Source organism: Algoriphagus sp. SE2, from assembly GCF_039563885.1.
GTDB lineage: Bacteria > Bacteroidota > Bacteroidia > Cytophagales > Cyclobacteriaceae > Algoriphagus.
The window spans coordinates 164,619-188,135 of the sequence record NZ_JBCLWJ010000005.1; the positions used below are offsets into that span (position 1 = coordinate 164,619).

Annotated in this window: 16 protein-coding genes; 10 read left to right on the top strand and 6 right to left on the bottom strand. The window is 37.2% G+C overall.

All coding sequences use genetic code 11. The annotated features are described in order from the left end of the window. Window positions 1–73: 73 nt before the first annotated feature. The 3 genes from AAGF08_RS08285 to AAGF08_RS08295 all read right to left on the bottom strand — a co-directional run bounded on the left by AAGF08_RS08285 (window position 74) and on the right by AAGF08_RS08295 (window position 5,160). Window positions 74–1,033: a M14 family metallopeptidase gene (locus AAGF08_RS08285; protein ID WP_343510687.1), complete on the bottom strand. Its 960-nt coding sequence runs from the start codon at window positions 1,031–1,033 to the stop codon at window positions 74–76. Between the two features lie 294 nt (window positions 1,034–1,327). Then, window positions 1,328–2,083: a sulfite exporter TauE/SafE family protein gene (locus AAGF08_RS08290; RefSeq protein WP_343510688.1), complete on the bottom strand. Its 756-nt coding sequence runs from the start codon at window positions 2,081–2,083 to the stop codon at window positions 1,328–1,330. Between the two features lie 137 nt (window positions 2,084–2,220). After that, window positions 2,221–5,160, bottom strand: coding sequence for a PVC-type heme-binding CxxCH protein (locus tag AAGF08_RS08295; protein WP_343510689.1), 2,940 nt, complete (start codon window positions 5,158–5,160; stop codon window positions 2,221–2,223). A gap of 438 nt (window positions 5,161–5,598) precedes the next feature. On the opposite strand from AAGF08_RS08295, the gene AAGF08_RS08300 reads away from it, so the two are divergent. From AAGF08_RS08300 to AAGF08_RS08315, 4 genes are all read left to right on the top strand, one after another. Then, entirely contained in the window at window positions 5,599–6,258 is a 660-nt protein-coding gene (locus tag AAGF08_RS08300; RefSeq protein ID WP_343510690.1) for a SatD family protein, read from the top strand. After that, complete coding sequence (locus tag AAGF08_RS08305) at window positions 6,240–6,974, top strand: DUF3307 domain-containing protein (RefSeq protein ID WP_343510691.1); 735 nt, start codon at window positions 6,240–6,242, stop codon at window positions 6,972–6,974. Before AAGF08_RS08300 ends, AAGF08_RS08305 begins: the two co-directional genes overlap by 19 nt. A gap of 26 nt (window positions 6,975–7,000) precedes the next feature. After that, the gene (locus AAGF08_RS08310) at window positions 7,001–7,654 is read left to right on the top strand and encodes an outer membrane lipoprotein carrier protein LolA (protein WP_343510692.1); all 654 of its coding nucleotides are present in this window, start codon (window positions 7,001–7,003) and stop codon (window positions 7,652–7,654) included. 772 nt (window positions 7,655–8,426) lie between these two features. Next, the gene (locus AAGF08_RS08315; protein WP_343510693.1) at window positions 8,427–9,752 is read left to right on the top strand and encodes a hypothetical protein; all 1,326 of its coding nucleotides are present in this window, start codon (window positions 8,427–8,429) and stop codon (window positions 9,750–9,752) included. Between the two features lie 657 nt (window positions 9,753–10,409). On the opposite strand, the gene AAGF08_RS08320 is transcribed toward AAGF08_RS08315, so the two are convergent. Further along, entirely contained in the window at window positions 10,410–12,314 is a 1,905-nt protein-coding gene (locus AAGF08_RS08320; protein ID WP_343510694.1) for a hypothetical protein, read from the bottom strand. 312 nt (window positions 12,315–12,626) lie between these two features. On the opposite strand from AAGF08_RS08320, the gene AAGF08_RS08325 reads away from it, so the two are divergent. The 3 genes from AAGF08_RS08325 to AAGF08_RS08335 all read left to right on the top strand — a co-directional run bounded on the left by AAGF08_RS08325 (window position 12,627) and on the right by AAGF08_RS08335 (window position 16,697). Further along, a complete protein-coding gene (locus AAGF08_RS08325; RefSeq protein ID WP_343510695.1) occupies window positions 12,627–14,021 on the top strand; it encodes a membrane dipeptidase in 1,395 nt (464 codons plus the stop codon). A gap of 59 nt (window positions 14,022–14,080) precedes the next feature. Then, window positions 14,081–16,066, top strand: a complete 1,986-nt coding sequence (locus AAGF08_RS08330) for an amidohydrolase family protein (RefSeq protein ID WP_343510696.1) — start codon at window positions 14,081–14,083, stop codon at window positions 16,064–16,066. A gap of 76 nt (window positions 16,067–16,142) precedes the next feature. Beyond that, entirely contained in the window at window positions 16,143–16,697 is a 555-nt protein-coding gene (locus AAGF08_RS08335; protein ID WP_343510697.1) for a RidA family protein, read from the top strand. Between the two features lie 638 nt (window positions 16,698–17,335). Here the strand turns inward: AAGF08_RS08335 and AAGF08_RS08340 are convergent. Then, window positions 17,336–19,141 carry a serine hydrolase domain-containing protein gene (locus tag AAGF08_RS08340; RefSeq protein WP_343510698.1) on the bottom strand — a complete coding sequence of 602 codons (1,806 nt, stop codon included), beginning with the start codon at window positions 19,139–19,141 and terminating at the stop codon, window positions 17,336–17,338. Between the two features lie 358 nt (window positions 19,142–19,499). Here AAGF08_RS08340 and AAGF08_RS08345 point away from each other — a divergent pair, with 358 nt between their 5' ends. The 3 genes from AAGF08_RS08345 to AAGF08_RS08355 all read left to right on the top strand — a co-directional run bounded on the left by AAGF08_RS08345 (window position 19,500) and on the right by AAGF08_RS08355 (window position 22,687). Beyond that, window positions 19,500–20,531, top strand: a complete 1,032-nt coding sequence (locus AAGF08_RS08345; protein ID WP_343510699.1) for a histidine kinase — start codon at window positions 19,500–19,502, stop codon at window positions 20,529–20,531. 5 nt (window positions 20,532–20,536) lie between these two features. Beyond that, a complete protein-coding gene (locus tag AAGF08_RS08350) occupies window positions 20,537–21,271 on the top strand; it encodes a response regulator transcription factor (RefSeq protein WP_343510700.1) in 735 nt (244 codons plus the stop codon). Window positions 21,272–21,499: 228 nt separating this feature from the next. Then, window positions 21,500–22,687 carry a SpoIIE family protein phosphatase gene (locus AAGF08_RS08355; protein ID WP_343510701.1) on the top strand — a complete coding sequence of 396 codons (1,188 nt, stop codon included), beginning with the start codon at window positions 21,500–21,502 and terminating at the stop codon, window positions 22,685–22,687. 67 nt (window positions 22,688–22,754) lie between these two features. Here AAGF08_RS08355 and AAGF08_RS08360 read toward each other — a convergent pair whose 3' ends face one another. Continuing rightward, window positions 22,755–23,291: a fasciclin domain-containing protein gene (locus AAGF08_RS08360; protein ID WP_343510702.1), complete on the bottom strand. Its 537-nt coding sequence runs from the start codon at window positions 23,289–23,291 to the stop codon at window positions 22,755–22,757. Window positions 23,292–23,517 lie beyond the last annotated feature (226 nt).

A 23,517-nucleotide genomic window follows, 5' to 3' on the forward strand; every position in this document is an offset into this window, starting at 1 on the left:
TATAACACTCAAAACCAGCTAGCAGATAGAAACGAGTTAGTAAGCAAAAAGTAAAATTAGTATGAGTAAACTGCTAAGTAACAGAAACCCCGACTGCAGCAAGGGGATCATTTGAAGTAATTGCCAAAGAGGTAACCAAATAAAGAACGACACCATCTGATTCAGAGAGATATTCTTCTTTTACATTGCCGAAGTAATCACGGACCTCACCAAGTTTCTCCCCTATTTTTACCTTTTGCTCCAATTGAACAGCAGGATACCAGCAACCATCGGCAGTGGCTGTAGTCACCAACATTTTATCCAAAAACTCCACTTTTGAATGTATTACCTCTCCTGAAATCACATGTAAGGATCGAAGGACATTCAAAACAGCAGATTTATATTCATTAACTTCTGAAACACTCCAGCGACCACATTGTCCCAGTTCTGCCAAAAAACCAGGAGTACCAGCTTTGGCAGCAGCTCCGATTGACCCATTTTCAGAAACTGAACCTACCACATATGGAAAGCCAAGTAGGGCAGATGCTAAACGGGAGTGTTCAACTTGTTCCTTATTTCCCAGTTTTGAATATATCACAAATGGAACCAGGCCCTCATGGATATCTCCTCCATGAAGATCCAAATAGAAATCAGCTGCTTGCTGAAATTGATGCACTTCATAAGCAATTCGTTCACTTACTGTTCCAGTGGCTTTACCAGGGAAAACACGATTTAGATTCTTCCCATCAAATGGTCCGTAATATTGCATTCTTGCAAGAAAAGCCGCTGGATTAACCGGATGGATAATCAGGATCGTTCCTGAAACTTCTGCAGGATCAATTTCTTTGGCCAATTGAATTGCAGTCTCAATACAAGGATATTCCCCACCATGCACCCCAGCAGTGATCAAAATCGCTTTCCCAGGTTTAGCCCCCTGAATAAAGGTAAAGGGCATTTCTACAGAAGTACCTGGAACAGGGATGAATCCCCGTACTTTTGTATTTTCTTTTGTCTCTTTGCTTTCAGATAAGTGATTTTGGATTAATTGAATCATGATTGATTTTGATTTAAGAAGAAATTTAAAAAAATCAGATGGATTTTTGAGCAACCAAATCAAATAACATCCTTTGCCTGTTTGAATACCGAATTTAGCTTTGAGTGAAAATATGGCTTGCGTTAAAAGCATTAAGGAAGATTTCTAATAGAAGCTGTCTTTTGAAGTTAAATGGATCTACTTCTATTGAAATGGATGGCATGAAAAGTTTAATGAATAAATCAAAAAATGAAATGTAATTCGAGTACAAAACCTATTGATGCAGAATTATGGTACTCCCTACGATCATGTGTATTATTTAAATAGGATGATAATTGCTCCCAGAGCAGTGAGCACCAAAATCATTTTTCTGAAAAACGCTTCATTGATCCTTTTTACAATGTTGATACCAATGACAAAACCCACAATAATGCCTGGAATTAGTTTCAAATCCAGTAGTAATGTTTCTTTTGAAATAGTTTCCCAGACAAAAAAATGAAGAGGTAATTTGAGAACATTGATAATCAGAAAAAGCCAGGCAGCGGTACCTATAAAGTGATTTTTGGGCAGTCGCATGGCAAGAAAATAAATATTGGAAATCGGGCCAGCCAAATTACCTACCATAGTGGTAAACCCTGCCAAAGTTCCGATTCCACTGGAAAATGCCCAATGCGTAGGCACTGTTTTCTCCTTCTTTTGATCCCACCAGATAATAACTGCCAAAATCAGGAAGATGAGTATAACCATCCCATATTTAAAGGCTTTCTCAGGGAGATCCATTCCCACCCAGCTTCCCAGCATAATTCCTAAAATCATCCAAGGAAGGAATTTAGCGATATAGCTCCATTGGGTATGTCGGTTGTAATAAATCACAGCAAACACATCTGCCACTACCAAAAGTGGTAAAACGATTCCGGTGGATTGTTTGGTTTCAAAAGCAATAGCCATAAAAGTGACATTGATAATGGCAATTCCTTTGATACCAGCTTTAGACATACCAATCACAAAAGCAGCTAAAAAACTAAGAATCCAAGAAGTAGTACTGATCTCTGAAATTAAAGCAAAATTCATAGGTTGGGGTCAAAAGCAACGGACTAAACTATTTCAAATTCCCAAACATAAAAAATATTAGCCCTGCGAACTGCGAAAGAATATTTTTTGAAAAAGTCCATATTTAAGAACTTTCCAGTCCTTTTCAATGCAGTATGCTATTCAACTCCATTTTGTAAGAAAGCCAATAAATCTGCCATTTCCTGAGGGGACATGCTATTTTCAAGTCCTTCCATCATCAGGGAAGTTCCTAAAGATCGAAAAGCTTTGATATCGGATTTATTGATTGTTACACTTTCTCCGCCTGTTTTTTTAATTGTAATATCCTGGTCAGTTTCGTTGTCAACAATCCCCACATGAACGATTCCTACATTAGTTTCCAGACGGTGATTGATATACTTGGTGTCCACTGCAGCATTCGGGTCAAGGATATCATGAAGGTTAGTTTCTTTGCTTTTTCGGCTAATTTCTGTCAAAACTGGGCCTACCTCATTTCCAATTGTTCCATAGATATGGCAATTCGAACAGATATTCTCAAATACTTTAGCCCCTTGCAAAACAGACCCTTCCAATGCTAGTGCAAGCTTCATTTGGTCAATCGCTTCCTTTCGATTTGTAACACCTGAGTCAGTAAACAATTTCTCAGCCCGACGTTTTGTTTCTTCATTATCTGTCCACCATAATAATGTTCTTCTCCGTTCCAAATCAAAATTCATTTCGCCAATATTGATGCTTCCATCCTCCAAACCCGTAAGCAGTGCGTCATGATGCATTTCAATGTAAAGTAAGAGATCGCCGGCATATCTTCGAGTTTGCGGACTCAACTCTTGCCACATGCTTACAATTTTTTCACCAATCTCTTTTTCGTTGTATGTTGAAAGCTGACGCAAAGCATTCTCCTGAAGTTTGAGGGGCTCCGTATTTTTTAAACATTTAAAAAGAACTTCGGATTTTACCTGGTAGGGAAGGAGCTCAATCAGAGCAAGTTGTTGCAAACGAATACTGTCCTGCAAGGATTTGTCAGATACTTTTGTTAGGGCTGTTTGGCTTAATTGAAGAAATTCTGGGGAGGTGGGAAGTTCGAGTTTTCTTCGAAGGATTGCTAATTCAGAGATCAAACCCAGATCTCCCGATTTTTCTAGATTTTGAATATATGGCTCAAGTGATTTTCCTTTTATTTCCATCACACCAAAAGTGAACTGTTTGATGATTTGCTGCTTGGCGCTCATCTGAATGCCTGAATTTTCCAAAGCTTGAAGGATATTTTTAGCGTCACTTTCTGTTCTGTTTGAGGATAAAGCCAGGGAACTAAGAAACTGATCCGGGATTTGAGGTGAAGGATTTGCTAGAAGGTTAGTTAGTAATTCAGTTCCATAATAACCAGATGCCAAAGTAAGTGCAGCAATATTCCAATCATCTGAAGGAAGTTTTGCTGCATTTTGAATTCCATTCAATATTTTTGTTTTAAGCTCGGAAAGTCTTTCTGGCTTTAAAGTAGATAGTGAAAGCGCCGCCTGCATTCGAACCCGACTATCAGAATCGGATAAAAGCTCCAAACTTACCAATGCTAATTCTGGATTTAAGTTTATTTGTTGCTCAGCAATCACCAAGGCACTTTCCCGGATATTGGGAGAGGCATTCTTTAGGGCAGTTAGTAAGGATTCCTCCTCTAGTTCGTCTTTTAGGTTTAAAATCCATAAGGAATGTAGCTTGGCAAATTCGTTGGCTGTACTCAATCCTGTATTTAATTGTTCAATTGTTTCATCTGATAAGTTTTGGTCCATCAAAAGACGATGGGCAGTTTTCCTAACCCATTGATTCGAATGTCCTAAACTCTTTACTAGTCCGTCCTGTGTATTGAATTGACCCAAATCGAAAGCTTGATCAACTCCCTCTTTTGAAATCTTGTAAACCCGTCCCTGATCTTTTCCGGCCTCCAGATCTAAGGTTCTTTCTATATCATCCGGGATCCATTCGGGATGTTCAATCACTTGGCGGTGCATATCCACCACATATATGCTTCCATCCGGTCCTAAACTCATATTTACAGGACGAAACGAGCGATCGGAGCTTGCCATAAAATCCCGTTTTTCTAATAATCTCGAAGCAGTAAATGCAGAACCATAAGATTTGATTTTATCCACATGGATCAGGTTGAGTACCACATCAGCCACCCAAACCGTTTTGTTATAGTCTTCTCCAAACGCACTACCTCCATAATAGGTAATGCCACAAGCTCCAGAAAAGTATCCTGATTGCTCTGGATGATTCACCCGTGATTCCTGTTCTCCAATCGGATAAATACGCGCTAGGCCATTCTCTTCATGGTCGGAAATATTTTCAAGAGTATGTCTTTTCAAAGTTTGCCTTCCTTGTATATATCGATCTGGAAATACCAATTGAGAGATATGCTCTAGATTGTGAGTTTCAAATACTCGCCCATAATCGTCCATTGCAAGTCCAAAACCGCCGGAAGATTCTCCCAATCGTTCCAGACTTTTTGTTTCCAAATTGAATCGAAAATCCTGTCCCCGTAAATCCAATTCACTTTCTTGATCATCCCACCAATAGGGTTTACCATCATTTCCCCCATTGGCCGCATATATCCAATTGTCCAGCCCCATCGTGAGGCCATTGTAATTGTGCTGTAGATTACCGGTGGAAAAACCTCCCATCAGCGTATCTACTTTTTCAGGCTTATAATCTTGATTGTCATCTTGAACAAAAAGTAAATAAGGGGGAGCGGCCACAAGTACCCCTTTTTTATAGGGCATAAATGAATTGGCAAGCTGTAGGTTTTCAATAAATACAATTTTATCATCATAGACCCCATCCTTGTTTTTATCTTTTAATACTAAGATTCGACTTTGCTGATCCTCGAAAGGGTAGCCCGGCATTTCCAAAACTAGGGCATCACCTAATTCATTAAACTCCAAGTCAACTGGATCTCTTATCAGTGGTTCGATAGCTACTCTTTCCAGTATAAACCCAGGTTCAAGTTGAAAACCTTCCAGTACTGGTTCCTTATTACATGAAAAAAACAAAAGCCCAGCGCTTATAAATAAAAACTGAATAAGAACAGGGAACAATCGTTTCATAGGTGCAAATCGGGATTAAATAGGGAATAGGAATCGTAAATCCTGCTTAAAATAATAAATTTTAGAGGAATTTAAGCTCGTCGCTAAGAGATAGAATACTGCTTTTTTGATTCAGGAAACAGATAATTCTCCAAAAGGAAATACAAATAGGCTCTTACTCCATTTACAATTTAAAACTCCGAAAACGAATTAAATCATTCCGCTTTTGCCCTAACTTAGTTTGTGTCACTCTTCAAAACAATTAGATTGATTAACAATCCAGAAGCGAAACTTTTAAGCTTTTAAGTACCTCTGAGAGTTCTAATCTGACTTTAGAACCTTTGAGAGTTCTTAATCTTAATCAAGTAAAAATATAGTAAATCAAAGCAAAAATCAGAATTTAGTACCTCTGAATGTTCTAATTCTTGTTTAGTACCTTCAGATGTACTATATTTAATCATGATAAGAAGAGACATACATGCAGTGATTACTGGAGATTTGGTCAATTCCACTGCGATCACAAAAGATTATCATGATGTATTATATAGAATAGCCGATGACATTCAAGCCTATCAACTCAAAGATTTCAAGTTTGACATCTACCGGGGGGACAGCTTTCAGGCTCTGGTAAGCGATCCTAATAAGGCTTTATTGATCAGTATTATTATGAGATCAGGTCTTCGAAGGTATTCCAATGGTACCTCGATTGCTGATGCCTGGGACGCCCGGGTATCCGTGGGAATCGGAGAAATATCATCAGATCCCAATGGGAAACTTGGACAGCTGATAGGAGAGGCCTTCGTACGATCCGGAAGAGGATTAGAGACCATGAAAAAAGAAGGTCTTCGACTTAAAATCACCACTGGAGAAGAACAAATTGACCGGGAATTTGAGTCTACCTGTCCTTTAGCTGATCATATCATCAGTAGGTGGACCACAAGTCAGGCAGAGGCAATTTATTTAAGCCTGCTTAAAGGAATCACACAAACAGAAATAGGGGAGGAATTAAACCAAACACAGCGGGTAATCAGCAAAAGATTAGAATCAGGAAATTTAGAAAGCCTCTCTAATTTTTTTAACCGCTTCAAAGAAATCATAACATGGAAATTCAGCAACTAGACCTTCTGTTTAGACTTATTTTAGCACATCTTTTAGCTGATTTTGTTTTCCAAACAAATGCCATGGTGAAAGGAAAGAAGGAGGGAGGTCCTGTCTCTGCTCAATTTCTCTTGCACCTGATCATTGTTGCTGTTTTGACATATCTTTTCTTAGCCGATTGGTCCAATTGGTGGGTACCAATTACAATAGGATTGGTTCATGGCTTAATCGATTGGTTAAAAATCAGGCTAAATAAAGATACTTTAGGAGTCTATGTCGCAGATCAGATAGCCCATCTTGCCAGTCTCATTTTTCTCTGGTTACTTTTAACCAGTCAGAGTATAGTGGATATAATCAACTCAGGAGTATTTGAATGGAATTCAAATTTCCAATTGATTCTCATCGCATATATTATAGTGGCACTTCCATCAGGCATTTTGATCGGGTATCTTACCAAGCCATGGCAAGAGCAACTCAGCAAAAAAAAGAAGGATGAAAGCTTGAAAGACGCAGGAAAATGGATCGGAATCATAGAGCGAATCCTTATCCTGACTTTTATTCTACTTAATCAATGGCAACCTATAGGTTTTTTATTGGCAGCCAAGTCAGTTTTTAGATTTGGAGATTTAAAGAAAGCAAAAGAGCAAAAGAAAACAGAGTATATTTTAATCGGAACATTAGTAAGCTTTACCCTCGCTATTTTTATAGGATTGCTAACTCAATTGATTATGCGCTGATTTCAATTATTCTAATTTGAAAACCCATGAAAAAAATAATCCTTCCTCTTTTTTTTCTCTTTAGCTTTTTAGCTGTGGCTTTGCCGGTAATGTCTCAGAATGCCAGTGCGATACTTCGAGAATCAAATGCAAGATTTTCGATGCTTCAGGATTTTTCAGCTGAATTTGTCTTTAGCATTGAGAACCCAACTAGATTGAATTCCAGTATATCTAAGACCGGTATGCTATTTTATTCCAAGGGAAAGTATGTCATAAAAATGCCAGATCAAGAGATATATACCGATCGAAAAACTTTGTGGATTCATTTACCTGAAGAAGAAGAATTAAATATTATGGACTTCGACGAAGATGAAGGAATAGCAATAAATCAAATTTTTAAATTTACAGAAGGACAAGAGACCAAAGGTCAATACGAAGGCCAACAACTAATCGGTGGAAGAACTTTTGATCAAATAAGCTTTCTTGTATCAGATCCCAATTTTGACTTTAACCAAGCCATGATTTGGATAAATACCGAGTCAAACCTGATGGAGAAAATAATAATAACCAATCGAAGGCAAACAAATACTACATACGAATTTTCAAACATTATCATAAATCAAGGACTTCCTGAAAGCACTTTTGTTTTTGATACCAGTAATTTTAAAGGGGATATTTTCGACGAAAGGGAAGGTAATTGAACAAAGGATCAATTAAAAAAGCGAGAAGAGGAAGTTGAAATAAAGGAACAATTTCAAAAAAGAAATCCTTTTTTTACTAGCTAGCAAATTAATCCTACTATGAAAATTGTTTTGATCTTACTCGGAATAATCTTTTTAATACGTTCTGTAGCTATTTGCCATGAAAGGACATCGAAATCTATCCCTAAAAAGTCCTGAAAAAGTAAAGCTCTTTCAAAATCCGCAATTCTAAGAAACTTTATTCACTCCTGTTAAGCTTAGTTCTAATAGCTATAGAAGTGCTTCCAGCAAAGGATTCTCCGTACTGGTTGGATAAATTTTTGGCGGAAATTATCTAAGTAAAAATTATCCATGACTTTGCCTGTCGCTATATTTTTGGAAGATTCAATAACAAGAAGGCTTCATTATCACAAAAGTAGGTAGGCAAATGATAAAAAATACGGAGGAACTGGCAGAGGCCTTTGAAAACAAAAATGCGGTGTGCCAATTGAAGGAGTTTACGAAGACCCGCCTGGCAAATATTGTATGCTTTTGGCTTATTAATATTAGAAATCGAGTGGCTATAATACAGCGCGTATGAAGAAAGGTTGAATAAAACTCAAATTCTGTACTTTAATAATTTTAAAACCTTTTTATCTTTTTCAAAACCTAGAAAAAAACAAGGTTAATGATGTGGATCATTTTATTTACTGATGTAGATCATTTAATTAGTTAAGTGTTATTAATAATTTGAAAATGCTATTAAAAAACTTATTGTCAATACTTTAGCATTATGAAAAATCATTATAATTTTGTCCAAAAACCTCTTTCATTATTGATAGGTTTACTATTGTCCAGTATATTTTTTGGATGCCAGCAAGACTCAATTGACTTAGCTCAAGATCCTATTGATTTAAAAGTAAACTCGGATATTGATATTAATGCAAGAAAAAATAATCTGGAGGAAGCGTTTTCTTTACAATCAACACTCGATGGAGGAGCTACCTATGAAATAGCATTACCTATATTTTGGAATTCTATTCCTGATGGTCAAAGAGTTATGTTTGTATATGCTCATGGCTATGTTGACCCTGGAGAACCTATAGAATTACCTTCAGATCTTATTCCTGATGGATTGGGAGGAGCCGTGGCCATCAAAGATATTATTCTTGAAAAAGGAGGTTATGCCTCTACCAGTTATAGAGACAATGGGCTGGTAGTCCTTGATGCCATCAAAGATATCAAGGAGTTAAAAATGACTATTGATGAATTCTTTGCCGATCCTGAAAACCCTGCTTTGCCGTATGATGCTATTTTTCTTGTCGGGCCTTCAGAAGGTGGCATGATTACCGTCCTTACTATTGAGCAGAACCCGGGGATGTTTGTAGGTGCAATAGCAACCTGCTGCCCGATTGGAGATTTTTATAAGCAATTACAATATTATGGCGATGCCCATGTATTATTTAAATACTTTTTCGGACCAAGTATCAAAGGTATTAATCTTGGCAGCCCAAAAGGAGTTTCAAAAAATACCATGAAAGCTTGGAGGAATAATGGGCCCTTATATTTAGCCATTAAACAAGAGTTGGAGGATGATTACCAATATAATGGGGGGAATAAGATCAGGCAATTTTTAAATACCTCGGGGATAGGGGAACATGTAGACAGATCGAATCATCCTGCTGTAATCAATGCCATACTTGAGGTATTAAGATTTCCAATAATGGCAACAAACGATGCCATTGAAAGGCTAGGAGGAAGTCCATTTAACAATAAAATCCCAAAAAGAATCTATGAAGGATCTGACAATGACAGAAAGTTAAATTTAACAGTTGAAAGAATTAAAAGATCTGAATGGGAGGCATCTGCTCAAAACGTAGCTAATTTTTATGAAACAAGCGGTAATTTATTGACGCCCCTTGTAACTATGCATACAGAGTTTGATCATGTTTCATTGTTTTGGCATCAAACTTATTATGCGGCTAAAGTTGGAGGGGTTTGGCCCTCCTCTTTATTATATCCTATAAAAATTAACCAACGATATGGCCATTGTAATTTTACAAAAGATGAACTATTGGGAGCAATTGATGCGCTTTTAATATTATTGCAACAATCGTAATTCTGAATTGAGGCTTTGTAAACCAAAATAAAAATAATCCCCTACTACATTTAAAAAGATAGTTTGGGATTATTTGGTTTTTTTATTGAAACAGATACAACTTCTTAAACATGGTTTGCTCGCCATTGATTAAAAAGAATTAACAATCGAAATATTACGTTAGTGAACTTGGTAGTTCATGTCAAGATTTCGTGAGTTGAATAATATAAAAACTGACCCTATCTCTCTAGCATCAACTAAATTGGTTTAGTTAATTATGAAAATAAATTAGTAAACAACTTGTTCAGATTACTTTTGCTTATTACTAATTAAGAGTTTTGTTTGCAGGAAGAAGGTGGTTTCCTATTGGTTGGGCTTCATTATTTTATCATGATTTTTGCATTTTTTTTCACCAATTACTCATACCTATTCATTAAGCTAGAGTAGGTTAGTTAAACTCTTTGGTCAGGCTTTGAAACAGTAAGAAAAGTGCGAATACGAATGAGAAGAAAACCGAAATAGCTGGGAAGATGAAATAAAAGTTAATTAAAGCTCTAAGGCTAAAGGTATTCCTTTTACTAATTACTTTTTGAGGTATAATGCTCCTTATGAAATGATGAATCGTAGAAATGAGATTATCATTTAATTGGAAGATATAAGCATTAATTAACAGGATAATTAAAAATAACGTCTCCAGTCAAATATGATTCGCATACCCAGATTCCATACAGGTTGTAATTCCGGAGTAAGTTCTCCTATTGGCGCTATGACAGAAACATTTCGAGGCAGATCAATGCCAGTAGTAAATTGTATAATCATACTTGAACTTTGATTCTTTGAAAAAGTACGAATAGGATTATACTCCAAAATTGGAAATTCAAATTTTGTAGATGAGTAAGAAAGAAATAATGTTCCATTATCACCAGGGACCAACAAGCCCGTTTCCTTTTCTCCATAAAAACTAACTCCGACTTCCCTTCCTAATACAAATTGAAACCTACCAATAGGAGTCGCGATACCTGACTGCCACGGAATGAGTCCTCCATTTGCAGAAGTTACTGCCATTTTTGTCAATGTATTAGGTGATGTCAATGCTAGGATCGGTCCCAAAACCAACATATCGCCCGGGATTAACCAAAAAGGTAACCGAAGTCTAAAAGCATAAGCTGATCGGCCTGGGATTGCAGAGGGTACCGCTCCTTGAGGAATTGTTCCTACATTATTTGAAAACTTGTTTGAAGTAGAAGCATCCTGTCTGAAACCTCCCTGGATGAAGATCAAACCATCCCCAGATCTATTCAACACACCATCTAGCCCAAGACCTAAACGAAAATTAATTTCAAGTCCTCCTGAAGCACCAGACGTACTTTGTTCTTGACCAAAGCCACCAAGTACCCAACCACCATTTAAAGAAGATGAAACTCCATAAAACAATCCCATCTCAGATCGATAACGCGGAATTTCACCAATTCCTTCAGCCATACCGGGCACTGGCGTTTTCAACAAAACCTCAGGTAGATAATCCATCCAATCCATTTTATCTGATGTAAATAAGCCCGTTTTATTGATTCTTTCCGGCATCAAAAAATTCTTACATACATTCAATGTATCAGGTGAATTAAGTGAGGATAAAATATCCGATTTATAGTCTAATTCCCATTCACCTGTCGCAGCCATGATAAGCTGTTCAATACTTAGTTTTACACTTTCAGCTGCAAACTCGACATCTTCCTGACGCATAAAAGCATCGCCTAAAGAAATGAATCTTTTTCCATCCCAAGTTTGAATCTCAAGACCTTTTTCATTGTAATAATCGTGAGTTCCTTTTCTAACTGCTGAAGCCCCCCATGTTCCTGCAATATGTCCAGCGGCAAAAGCATCTTGAAGGAAGTGCAGTGCAAAAGCTTCGTCTGCAAAAGCCGAAAGGATTAGTTGTGATCTTTCATCATTTGTTAAATTTTCAGTTGCATAACGAGCTGCCTTATTCATCGCAGTCATATGAAACCAAGAGTAACCACCCAAAGCATTCACGGGTTGACCGTTAGTCAAACAATCCGTTAGATACTCATCTACGTTCATATTTACATCATTACGAGCTAATAAGAAATGTACATTATTTGAACTTGCCCTTAAAGCATATTCTTCATCAGCACGTTGAAGCCTAATATCGGAATCTCTTAAAGCATTTATCCGATCACTTAAGTTTTTAGATTCATTGATTTTAACTTCGAGTCTTGCTGAGATTTCTGCTACTTCCAATATCCAATCAGAATGCAATATTATTTCCATCATTTCAAAAGGGGAGCAACTATGATCTCCAGCTATGCCAGCCCATGTTGCAAAATCCAATTGGCTTGGTTCCAAACCTTGGTTTGGGTTAATTACGAATTCTGAAAGTCTGTCAGAATTTCCTTTCCGAGCTTCAGACCAAAGCTCATCCAAAGCACTACGCATTTCGGCTGATAAACTCTGGATAGCAAAAAAAGAAATAAATCGATGTTCTGGAAGTAACCAAGCAGATGCATGATGACTCGTCAGAAATATTAAAAGTAAAAGGGGAACACGAAAAGTTAATTTTCTCATGATAAGGATGGTCTACAATGTATTCCAAATTATGAAATTGAATTTAGATGAAAGGGAAATCAAGACAATTGACATCAGTCACCTGTCGATAGAACATTTTTTATTTTAGAAATAGCCATTTCGAATAATTTAAAAAAAATTATGATGCTATCCCTATTCAAAACAAACAATCTAACAAATTTCAAATTGAAAAAACCTGATAATTAATTGACACCTTAATTTGATTTTAATCAAGTTATCACTTTTGTAATCTTTTACTTTTTAAGTCATAATGCTCTTTACGAAGGGGTTAATAATAAATAGAATTGAAATTTGCGAGTAAATAAATTTGATGGAATTACTTTCTTTATTGTAGTACAACCATTTCATAAAACGAAGCCCGTCACACAGAAGCTGACCAATCAAACACATGGAATTCTTCCTTATAGATTTGAAGTCTTTGGAGAAACTCAGAATTATCTACAAGCTATTGTTTTATGGCTTTCTCGAAAGATAAATATCGATAAAAATAGTAGTTTGCTTTATGTAGTAAAATCTCAACTCAACTATTCAACAATCATGCAGATCAAAAGAAGGGATTTTGTCAAAATTCTTGCACTTGCAGGGATTTTACCGGAACAATTTTTACCCCTACAAAACCTTGGAATGAATTCTATAGATAGGAATGATCCATCGGCAGACAATTTAAAGTCTATGCCGATACCTGGGAATATTGACAAAGTCTATGACGAAGCAATTGTGCATGATGGGTTAATTATTACCCGCAATTGGAATGAGGCCTCTTTCGAAGCACTTCAAAAATCCGGTTATACCGGTTTCAACGCTTCTTTAGATTCAGGCAATTTAGCCAATGCGCTAAAAAACCTGAACGAATGGCAGAATCGCATTAAAGAAAATCCTGGCCGACTGGTTCTGGCAAAAAGCGCTGAAGATTTCATCAATGCGAAGAAAGAGAAGAAAGTGGCTGTAATGCTGGGTTTTCAGAATTCTACGATCATCGAAAACTCAATTGATAATCTGGATACGCTCTATAAAGCCGGGACTCGCTGGATGCAATTAACCTACAACGAACGTAACCTGTTGGGAGATGGCTGTACCGAACGAACCAATGCCGGTCTTTCCGATTTCGGAATCGAGGCTGTCGCGCGCATGAATGAGCTGGGGATTATCATAGACCTCTCGCATTGTGGCGTACAAACTACCAATGATGGTATCAAATTCAGCAAAACAGGGGCTTCTATCAATCATTCTATGTGCGAAGCATTGCACAAAAATCACCCACGTGCAAAAACAGATGAACAGATTCGAGCCATGGCAGACAAAGGTGGGGTGATGGGCATTATCTGTTTAGGTTATATGATTGGACCAAATTTAGGCATTGACACCACCCTGGAAACTTATGTTGATCATATAGCACATGCTGTCAAAATTGGCGGGATTGATCATGTTGGCTTGGCATCTGACTTTGCAATCCAAGGGCTACAGGCTTCAGGAGCAACGAGAGAAAATTGGTACGTGCCTCGCCTGACTCGTTTTAAACCATCTTATAAAGTACAATGGCCTCCATGGATTCCTGAACTTGATACAACAGATCGATATCGTCACGTAGTGAGGTTATTAGACAAAAGAGGCTTTAGCACAGGAGATATTGAGAAAATTCTTGGACAAAACTGGCTGAGATTTTTTCGGGAAACTTTAAAGTCCTGATCTTCTATTTTGCGCTTTTGAAATCAATTTCCAAACCCATTTTTCCTAAACCTTTCCTCATGCAACATTCAATTATTTTAATTCTTCTGGCTTTCACTGGATTGACAGGATTCAGCCAATCGAATCCATCAGACAAGATCATTTACGATGTAGTATTTCGGGAGAACTTAGCAGGCACATATGAAAAATGGAAAACTTCTGATCATAGTTTTGGCTATTTCTATACCTACACCGATAGAGGTCGAGGCCCGAAGTACAGTGAAGAGATCTCGCTGAATCAGCAGAATTTTATTACAGATCAAAGCATAAAAGGCGTCAATTATTTGAATGTAGCGATCGATGAAAGTTTCTCCAGTAAGGATAACAGCGCAACTAGCAAAAACCTGATGGGTACGGCACAAGGAAACTTTAAAGGGGATAAACTCTACTTTCGTTATGATGGCTCGCCCGCGATTTATGAAATTCTTGCGCAGCTCTTGTTGAAATCAGAAACGGGTAAAGTTGATCTTTTTCCCCAAGGCACTGCTGAACTAACTAAAAAACTACCAATCGAGCTTTCAAATGGTACTTCCGTTGAGCTTTTAGTACTAAAGGGATTAGAGCTAGACCCTACTTATATCTGGATGATGGGAGACCAAATGGTTTGTAAGATTTCTGGAAACCTACATATCATAAGACAAGATTTGAATGCAATGCGCTCTGAAATGAAAGCACTGCAAGACGATATTGAAGATAAAAGCCTACTTGAAGTAGCTGAAACCCTGACCCATAAAATGGGTAAACTAGTGATCCAAAACGTGAATGTATTTACTGCAGAAGGAACATTGCTTGCCAATCAAGATGTATTTGTTGAAGGAGAAAAAATTAAGGCTATCCGATCAACTGGGGGAGAGCTAATTGATCAAGATGCTACCCTCATTGATGGCACAGGAAAAACCCTAATGCCTGGTATGTTCGATATGCATACCCACAATGATAAATTTAGAGGCCTACTGCATCTGGCAGGTGGAGTGACTTCTGTCAGGGATTTGGCGAATAATAAGCAATTGAAAAGCCTAGCCGCCCAGTTCGATAGCAATGAGATCATCGGACCACGCATTGTCATTTATTCAGGAATAATTGATGGGCCTGGACCTTTTGCCAATCAACGAAATGCCATTGAAAATCTTGATGAGGGCTTGGCAGAGATCCAAGATTACAAAGACTTAGGCTATCAGCAAATCAAATTATACAGTTCAATCAAACCAAAATGGGTTCTTCCTCTAACAACGAAGGCACATGAACTTGGTATGAGAATCAGCGGACATATACCGGCTTATATGACCGCAACCCAGGCCATCAATCAAGGCTACAATGAGATTCAGCATATTAATATGTTGTTCCTTAATTTTTTATCAGACACGATCGATACCCGAACGCCCTTACGATTCACGATGCCTGCCCAATATGGAGCAGACCTTGACCTTCAATCCCAAGAATATTTGGATTTTATAAAGTTGCTTAAAACAAAAAACATTCTTGTAGACCCTACAGTAGCCATTTTTGAAAATATGTTTGTTTCTCAAGCAGGAGAGCTTAGCCCCACCTATCAAGCTATTGCAAATAGGTTTCCTATCATTGAACAGCGCAGTTTTTATACCGGAGGGATTCCGAAAGAAGGGGCGCAGGTAGCACGGTATAAGGGGAGTTTTGACAAGATGCTCGCGGTAGTGACTGATTTATTTAAGCAAGGCGTTGCCATTGTTCCGGGAACGGATGGATTGCCGGGGTTTTTATACCATAGAGAGCTTGAGCTGTATGTGAAAGCAGGTATTCCGGCAACTGAAGTGTTGAAAATGGCAACCATTAAATCTGCCCAGATTACTGGTGTATCAGATGCTTTAGGTTCTATTGAGGTTGGCAAACAGGCAGATCTTATTCTAGTAGATGGAAATCCACTTCAGAACTTTAGTGATATTCGGAAGATCGAATGGACCATGAAAGGAGGGAACCTCTATTATAGTAAAGAACTCTATAACTCACTGGGAGTAAAAGACTTTAAGTAGTATTTCGGCTACTATTCAATACTTTATCCCACTTAATAGCCTTTCAAATTGAACTTTATTTTAAAATTTTTAAAACATGAAAAACACATATCGTTTGGTTTTAATCCTTGCAGCCATAACCCTGAGCTTTTTTGGATGTGATCAAAAGTCTAAACCAGAAGCAAGTTACGACCCAGAAGCTCGCTTAAAGGAATTGAATATTACCTTACCCACGCCACCAGAGCCTGTAGCCAATTATGTAAACGGGGTACGAACCGGAAACTTGATTTTCCTCGCAGGCAAAGGGCCACGCTATGCCGATGGAACTGAAATCACCGGGAAACTAGGTCAAGATGTATCAATTGAGCAAGGGTATGAAGGCGCACGCCTAACAGCCATCAACCAGCTTGCGGTGTTAAAAGCGATGCTTGGTGATTTAAACAAGGTAAAACGTATCGTCAAAGTATTGGGGATGGTCAATTCAGACCCAAACTTTATCGATCAACCTAAGGTCATCAATGGCTTTTCTGATTTGATGGTAGAAGTGTTTGGTGAGCGAGGCAAGCATGCGAGAGCTGCAGTTGGTATGGCATCCTTACCGAGAGGACAAGCTGTGGAAATTGAATTGGTTGTAGAGGTGTATGAGGACTAAAGCTAAATTCAATTCACTGTTGAATTATTGATTTTCTAAATACTCATTCCGAACCTCAAGATAGTCGTTCTGAAAGCGTAAAAGCATAATCAAATAGGAGAGAAGGAATTACAATTCCCAGAAAAATATAAAAACGTAGCTGCTCCCGAAAGCTGTACGGGACTACGCTTAGTTCTAATCAACATTCTACTCTTAGAGGGGGAATGATTTACGGAATTACAAATTCCTGAGATATGGGTTTGCGAATCCCGAACAGCACGAGCCCACAAGAATAGCGATTATGGTAAATGATTTAGTGATTGCTTGTAGTAGTTCGCAAATAAATTTGGTTATAAACGACTACGAAGTAGTCAAACCATTAATAGCCCCGGGTTTTAACCCGGGGTTTAGAGATTCCCATGTGAACCAACCTCCCGCCCAAAGCCATATTTTGGATTCGTATGTTCATGCGGGAGGATGGAAACGAAGTTCATTTTGTTCCCATTGTATAGATCATCCAAGAGGTTGTGACTTACGGAATTACAAAATCCTGAAATATAGGTTCGGGATTGCATCCCGATAGCAATCGGGACCCGAACAACACGTTACCCATTGGATAACAAGCCAACCTCGACCTGTTTTATTCAATTATCTTTTGCTTAGTTGGAAGATTTAATTTTTCCAGCAAACCTTTCAGATCCATCTATTAGGGTAAGCTCGGTATCTGAAACAATAATTCTCAAATCTTGCATACCTCCGTTTCTATGTCCATCAATAAAGAATTCATTAGCTCCGGTTGGCACCAAAACAACCTTGGATATATGACTTGTTTTAACTGCGTCATCCATAAACATGCCTTGTATTTTGTCCTCTGCATTTATACTTAGGACCATTCCAATGTCCAAAGTTTCAAAGTGAAATCTAACGTGAACGTTTTTAACTTCTTCTCCCTCAACTTTGTAGATATTATATGAGCTAAATTTTCCAGCATGGTTTACAAAATTGGCCCACATTCCTTTTAGTTGTTCTTGCCCTTGCTCTGTGCCTAAAAAAGCTTTCATTTGATCATTTCCAACTTCGGATAAACCATCAAATTGTTGGGTGCTAAATGCTTTGGCAAAAAACAATGCAACTTCACTTTTCTTGCTGTCTTCCTTTGCATCTCTTGAAAAAGAATAGGTGAATACAGACCAATTTTCTTCACCCACTGTTTCCAAATAATACCTATCTCCTTCGCTTTTCAAGGCTAAAGTATGTTCATCATCCAATTGAAACGTTTCGCTTATTTGAGTAAAGTTTCCGGTATTTTGCAGGGGAAGGGGAGAAAGTTCAATAGGTTTTCCAAGAGCCAAGGCAATTAACTTATCGGTAATTTCTCCTTCTACAAAGGATATATTTCCCTGAAAATCATCCGTGACGGGGTTTACAGAAGTGGCATTGGAAAGGATTATGATTTTGATATTCTTTTCTGGAAGCGATCCCATCATAGATGCATATCCAGGAAGTAAACCGCTGTTATAAATCCATTTTTCACCTTCCTTTTGATCAATTACCCAACCTAGGCCTGAAGCCATTGAATTAACCCCCATTTCTTGGGTAGCGGAATACAGTTCATTTGCAGAATTGGGGTTTAAGATTGTTCCATCTTCAAGAGCTTGCATAAAACGATATAAATCATCAGATGTGGAATTCATATCGGCAGCTCCTCTAAGCCAGGAAACGTTGAACGGAGCTTGGAATTTTTGAATTTCATCCATTCCCAATCCAAAATGAGGATAGGCTTTTTGTCTAAACTTATCCTTGCTAGTCGAAGAGGTATGCTTCATTCCAGCAGGAGTAAAAACAGTCTGCTTCATATAATCCTCATAGGACCGACCACTTAGCTTTTCAATAATATTCGCTAAAAGCAGATAGCCAAAATTATTGTATTCATAAGCAGTACCCGGTTCGAAATTCAATTGGGAATTTTTAAAAACAGCCAAGAGTGAATCAAGAGTCACTGCATTTGTGTCGGGCATAAGTCCGTTACCTGCATCATCTATTCTACCAATGTTCGCCTGCATTCCAGAGCTATTATTTAGTAAATGTTGAATGGTAATCTGATCAGAAAATTCAGTCAAAAAACCTGGAAAATAAGTTGAAAGAGGAGTCTCCAATGTCAATTTGCCCTCTTCAACCAATTTCAAAATACCCACTGCTGTCAGTGATTTTGTTAAGGATGCAATGCCAAATACAGACTTTTGGTTATTCTTTATTCCTTTATCAAAATCGGCATAACCAAAACTCTTTTGATAAATAATTTCATCGTTTTCACTGATCAAAACGTTTCCAATAAATCGGTTGTATGCTGTATAGCTTTCAAATAGCTGGTCAATGTTTCTTCCCAATCCTTTATTAGAATTTACTTGTCCAAAGGAGCTATACCCTGAGATCAAGATGAATAGGATGACAATTGTTTTTTTCATCTGTTTATAATTTGATTTTTATAGGCCATATGGAATGCCCTTGATAATCATCCCCCTGTGTGAGAAGACATTCTCATGGGCATTTCATGATAGTATAATTTATTGTCTGCTGTTGCTTAACTGTTTTACCTGAATTATTTGTGACAGATAAATACTTGAAACAACATTACCACAAGCAGGTAGCACTTAAAAATGAATGTGATTGTCGGGCGGTTTCATAGGATAGAAAGCCCAGAATATGTGAAAAAGGTGAAATCCCAGAATTGGATGGTTTTGTCACTAGAATTGGGGAAACCATCCCTTACCTATTTTTAAATCAGTAATATTCTCTTTATTGGGAATAGGAATTAGGATAAACATGAAAAAGAAAACAGAAGCCATAATCCACATTTTGATCTGGGTAATTGGGTACTTTTTAATTTTAAGCCAAACTTCGACTATAGGAGATTTCAGAAAAGACACAGGGCCTTACTGGATTCCCTTACTCTTTGGTATGATTATAAACCAAACTATTTTTTATACAACGGCATTTTATCTTGTCCCAAAATTTCTTCGTCTGAAAAAGACAAAAACCCTAATCGTTTTAGTTTTAGCTGGACTCATTGGGATCACCTTATTCGAGAGTTTTATAGATTACAATTATCTGGTAAATTTCTTCTCTTCTGACAATGAGACTTTTACGGTCTATTTTTTATATAATTTATTTGTCGGTTTCATCATTTTGCTAATTGCTTTATCCTATGCTTTGCTGAAATATTGGATACAAAATGAAAAGATGAAACGGGTGCTGCTGGAAGAAAAATTATCCACAGAAATGGCTTTTTTGAAGTCGAAAATAAACCCCCATTTTTTGTTTAATGTGCTAAACAGTTTTTATGCAAAATCCTTAAAACACGATGTCCCTGAATTAGCTGATGGAATTGCAAGATTAGCCGAATTGATGCGATATATGGTTTATGAAACGAATGAAGATAAAGTCATACTTGAAAAAGAAATTCATCATCTTAAAAACTTCATCCAAGTGTACCAATTACGAATTGCTGAAGAGGATGATGTATTCATCAATTTTTCTGTGAATGGAGATGTGAATGCCGTTAAAATTAGCCCCATGTTACTTATCCCTCTTGTTGAAAATGCCATTAAGCATGGCATTGAACCTAATACCAAATCTGTAATCGATATTTCACTGGAAATCAGGAAGAATAAATTGTATTTTGAAGTAAATAATACCGTGCATGGACTGAAGAATGGCATTGAAGATGAATCTTCAGGTTTTGGGCTTGACAATTTAAAAAAGAGACTTTCCATTCTTTACCCAAATGCTTACACGCTAGAAACTAAAGAGGAAAAAGGATTTTTTAAATCATTCTTGAGCTTAAATCTTGAATAGAAATAATGATAAACTACGTAATCATTGATGATGAGCCTTCGGCTATTGAAGTACTTCAAATTCATTTGAATAAGATTCCTTCCTTTTCACTAAAGGCTACTTTTAGAGACCCGATAGAAGGGCTTGAATATTTGCAGGAAAACGAAGTCGATCTTATTTTCCTAGACATCAATATGCCCAAATTATCAGGGCTTAGTTTTCCGAAATTTTTACAAAAACCTCCCTTAATTATTTTCACAACAGCCTATTCGGAATATGCTCTGAAAAGTTATGAGCTCAAAGCAATAGACTATCTATTAAAGCCAATTGAGTTTGATCGATTGCTTCAAGCAACAATGAAAGTACAGGACACATTGAATCAAAATAGGGGAGCTAAAAAGTCTGATTCTGAAGTACCTTCTGATTCAACTGAGCAAACTATTTTTATTAAAAGTGGCTCTGAATTTCATCAGCTGGCCATCAAGAATATAAAACACATTGAAAGTGAAGGGAATTATGTGACGTTTCATTCAGATAAGAGCCCCATATTGGCGCGCTATAAACTGTCTGAAGTTTTGGATTTACTTCCTCCAAATCAATTTGTTAAAATTCATCGATCAAACGTAGTCGCACTCAAACATATCGAAACAGTTAAGAGCTATTGTGTAGTAATAAATGGAAAAGAGATCCCGATTAGCAGCAAGTATAGAGAAGAATTTTTTGATTTGATAAACAGATTAGCAGGCAAGTCAGATATTTAAATAGGATCCATAAACTATCGTAGGTTTGACTTTGAAAGGATAAATTCACCTATTCGGTTGGCTATTGAAAGTGGCCTAATTGATGATGATAATGATTCCTATTTCTTTAATTAATCAAAAATTTAACCTATTGAAATAAGATAGCTTTGGTTTGACCAAAGGTATCATTAGTTTAGACTAGGAATTTTATCCATAGCTAATAGATACATTTTTGGTTCACAGATGAGAATGAGCTCAAAAGAAATAGTTTCATTTAAGGAGTTTGAAGATTTGTTGATTAAAGCAACAAATACGGCAAATGAAGGGATTACTATTAGTGCTATGGATCAGCCTGATCGCCCTCTTGTATTTGTGAATGACGGATTTGAGCGATTGACAGGATATTCAAAAGAAGATGTAATAGGAAAGAATTGTCGGTTTCTGCAGGGAAAAGAAACGGATGAAGCTCCGGTTGAAATTCTTAGGAAAGCCATTAAAGTAGGAGAACAAGCTACTGTTGAATTACTGAATTATAAAAAGGATGGTACACCATTCTGGAACAGGCTTTCCATTACACCACTCAAGGATAAAAAAGGGAATACGACCCATTATGTAGGTGTGCAATCTGACATAACCGAACTAAGGGAAACTCAAAAAAATCTAAAGGCAGCAAATAAGGATTTGGAGCAATTTCAGGAAAGAATCAACTTTGAACTGGAAGAAGCGAGGAGGGTACAGAATTTCATTCTTCCAACATCTTTCCCAAAAACTGAAAAAATTAGGTTCGCTTCTATTTTTGAACCCATGGATCAAATTGGAGGTGACTTTTATGATATCATTGAAATTGATAAGGGGATCTATGGGATTTTAATAGCTGATGTAACGGGTCATGGGATACAGGCGGCTTTATTGACTTTCATGACTTCTTTTGCATTCAAAAACACGGCGTTGCAAAATGCCTCTCCAGCCAAAGTCGTTTCGGCAACAAACGAAAAACTTTATAATAAAATGCCAAGAGGCTCTTTTATTACAATGTTTTATGCTGTCTATAATTCAAATGACAAGGTTCTAACTTTTACTCAAGCCGGACATCCTGAGGGATATCTGATAAGATCTGATTCGAAAGAAGTTATCACATTGACTTCTCAAAGTCCACTGGTTGGAGCCTTTAGCAGTGAATCGGTTAATTACACGGAATCAAATATTCAATTGAAAGCTGGGGACAAAGTAATTTTATATACCGATGCAATTCTTGAAGTATGGAATTCTAACGATGTGATGATGAACAAGGAAGATTTCACATCCTTTTTAATTAAAAATTCCGATAGACCAATTGCCCATTTGTTGGAAAGCATTAAGTTATTTGGACTCAGTTACAGTGGTCAAAAATCTTTCAAAGATGACTTTACGATGGTAGGATTTGAGGTGACTGGGTGAAGGATTCTATTGGGCATAAAAAAAGCTCCATAAAGGAGCTTTAATCATTATATTTTATACTAATCACTTATTCTGAAGGAGGTAAGATAACCGCATCAATTACGTGAACAACCCCATTGGAAGCTTCAACATCCGCCATTACCACATTAGCACCATTAACTTTGGCTCCACCTGCAGTAGTAATAGTCACTTCTGCTCCGTTTACTGTAGCAGCTTTCATCCCATCAGACAGATCAGATGACATCACTTTTCCAGAAACTACGTGGTAAGTTAAAATCGCAACAAGTTTATCTTTATTCTCTGGCTTCAATAAGTCTTCCAAAGTACCTTCAGGCAACGCAGCGAACGCATCATTTGTGGGTGCAAATACTGTGAAAGGTCCATCACCCTGTAAAGTTGCAACTAGATCTCCTGCTTTTAACGCTGCTACCAGCGTAGATAAGGATTCAGTTCCAACAGCTAAGTCTACGATAGTTTGTGGCGCTTCTTCAACAACAGTTTCTTCTACTACTGTTACTGTTTCTTCTGTTGAAGTTGATTCACCACCACCACAAGCAAATGTGAATAGTAAGCCTATAATGAATAAATAATTTAATGATTTCATAATAAATTGGTTTAGGTAGTTATGAAATCTATTAACAGGTTAGTAGTTAACTTGTTCAAATTACTTTTGCTTAATCCTGAATAAAAGTTTTGTTTTCGTTAGTAAAACCAGTGACCTCAGCTAAAATCATTAATTATTTTATTATCAATTACTTAGATATTAAAAATTAAAAGCACAAACACTTAAAAAAAAGGTTACAATAGGTTCTAAAACTAAATTATTAGTC

Coding starts and splice junctions, on each gene's coding strand:
- AAGF08_RS08285 (WP_343510687.1), bottom strand. CDS start 1,033: ATGATTCAATTAATCCAAAATCACTTATCTGAAAGCAAAGAGACAAAA.
- AAGF08_RS08290 (WP_343510688.1), bottom strand. CDS start 2,083: ATGAATTTTGCTTTAATTTCAGAGATCAGTACTACTTCTTGGATTCTT.
- AAGF08_RS08295 (WP_343510689.1), bottom strand. CDS start 5,160: ATGAAACGATTGTTCCCTGTTCTTATTCAGTTTTTATTTATAAGCGCT.
- AAGF08_RS08300 (WP_343510690.1), top strand. CDS start 5,599: ATGATAAGAAGAGACATACATGCAGTGATTACTGGAGATTTGGTCAAT.
- AAGF08_RS08305 (WP_343510691.1), top strand. CDS start 6,240: ATGGAAATTCAGCAACTAGACCTTCTGTTTAGACTTATTTTAGCACAT.
- AAGF08_RS08310 (WP_343510692.1), top strand. CDS start 7,001: ATGAAAAAAATAATCCTTCCTCTTTTTTTTCTCTTTAGCTTTTTAGCT.
- AAGF08_RS08315 (WP_343510693.1), top strand. CDS start 8,427: ATGAAAAATCATTATAATTTTGTCCAAAAACCTCTTTCATTATTGATA.
- AAGF08_RS08320 (WP_343510694.1), bottom strand. CDS start 12,314: ATGAGAAAATTAACTTTTCGTGTTCCCCTTTTACTTTTAATATTTCTG.
- AAGF08_RS08330 (WP_343510696.1), top strand. CDS start 14,081: ATGCAACATTCAATTATTTTAATTCTTCTGGCTTTCACTGGATTGACA.
- AAGF08_RS08335 (WP_343510697.1), top strand. CDS start 16,143: ATGAAAAACACATATCGTTTGGTTTTAATCCTTGCAGCCATAACCCTG.
- AAGF08_RS08340 (WP_343510698.1), bottom strand. CDS start 19,141: ATGAAAAAAACAATTGTCATCCTATTCATCTTGATCTCAGGGTATAGC.
- AAGF08_RS08345 (WP_343510699.1), top strand. CDS start 19,500: ATGAAAAAGAAAACAGAAGCCATAATCCACATTTTGATCTGGGTAATT.
- AAGF08_RS08350 (WP_343510700.1), top strand. CDS start 20,537: ATGATAAACTACGTAATCATTGATGATGAGCCTTCGGCTATTGAAGTA.
- AAGF08_RS08355 (WP_343510701.1), top strand. CDS start 21,500: ATGAGCTCAAAAGAAATAGTTTCATTTAAGGAGTTTGAAGATTTGTTG.
- AAGF08_RS08360 (WP_343510702.1), bottom strand. CDS start 23,291: ATGAAATCATTAAATTATTTATTCATTATAGGCTTACTATTCACATTT.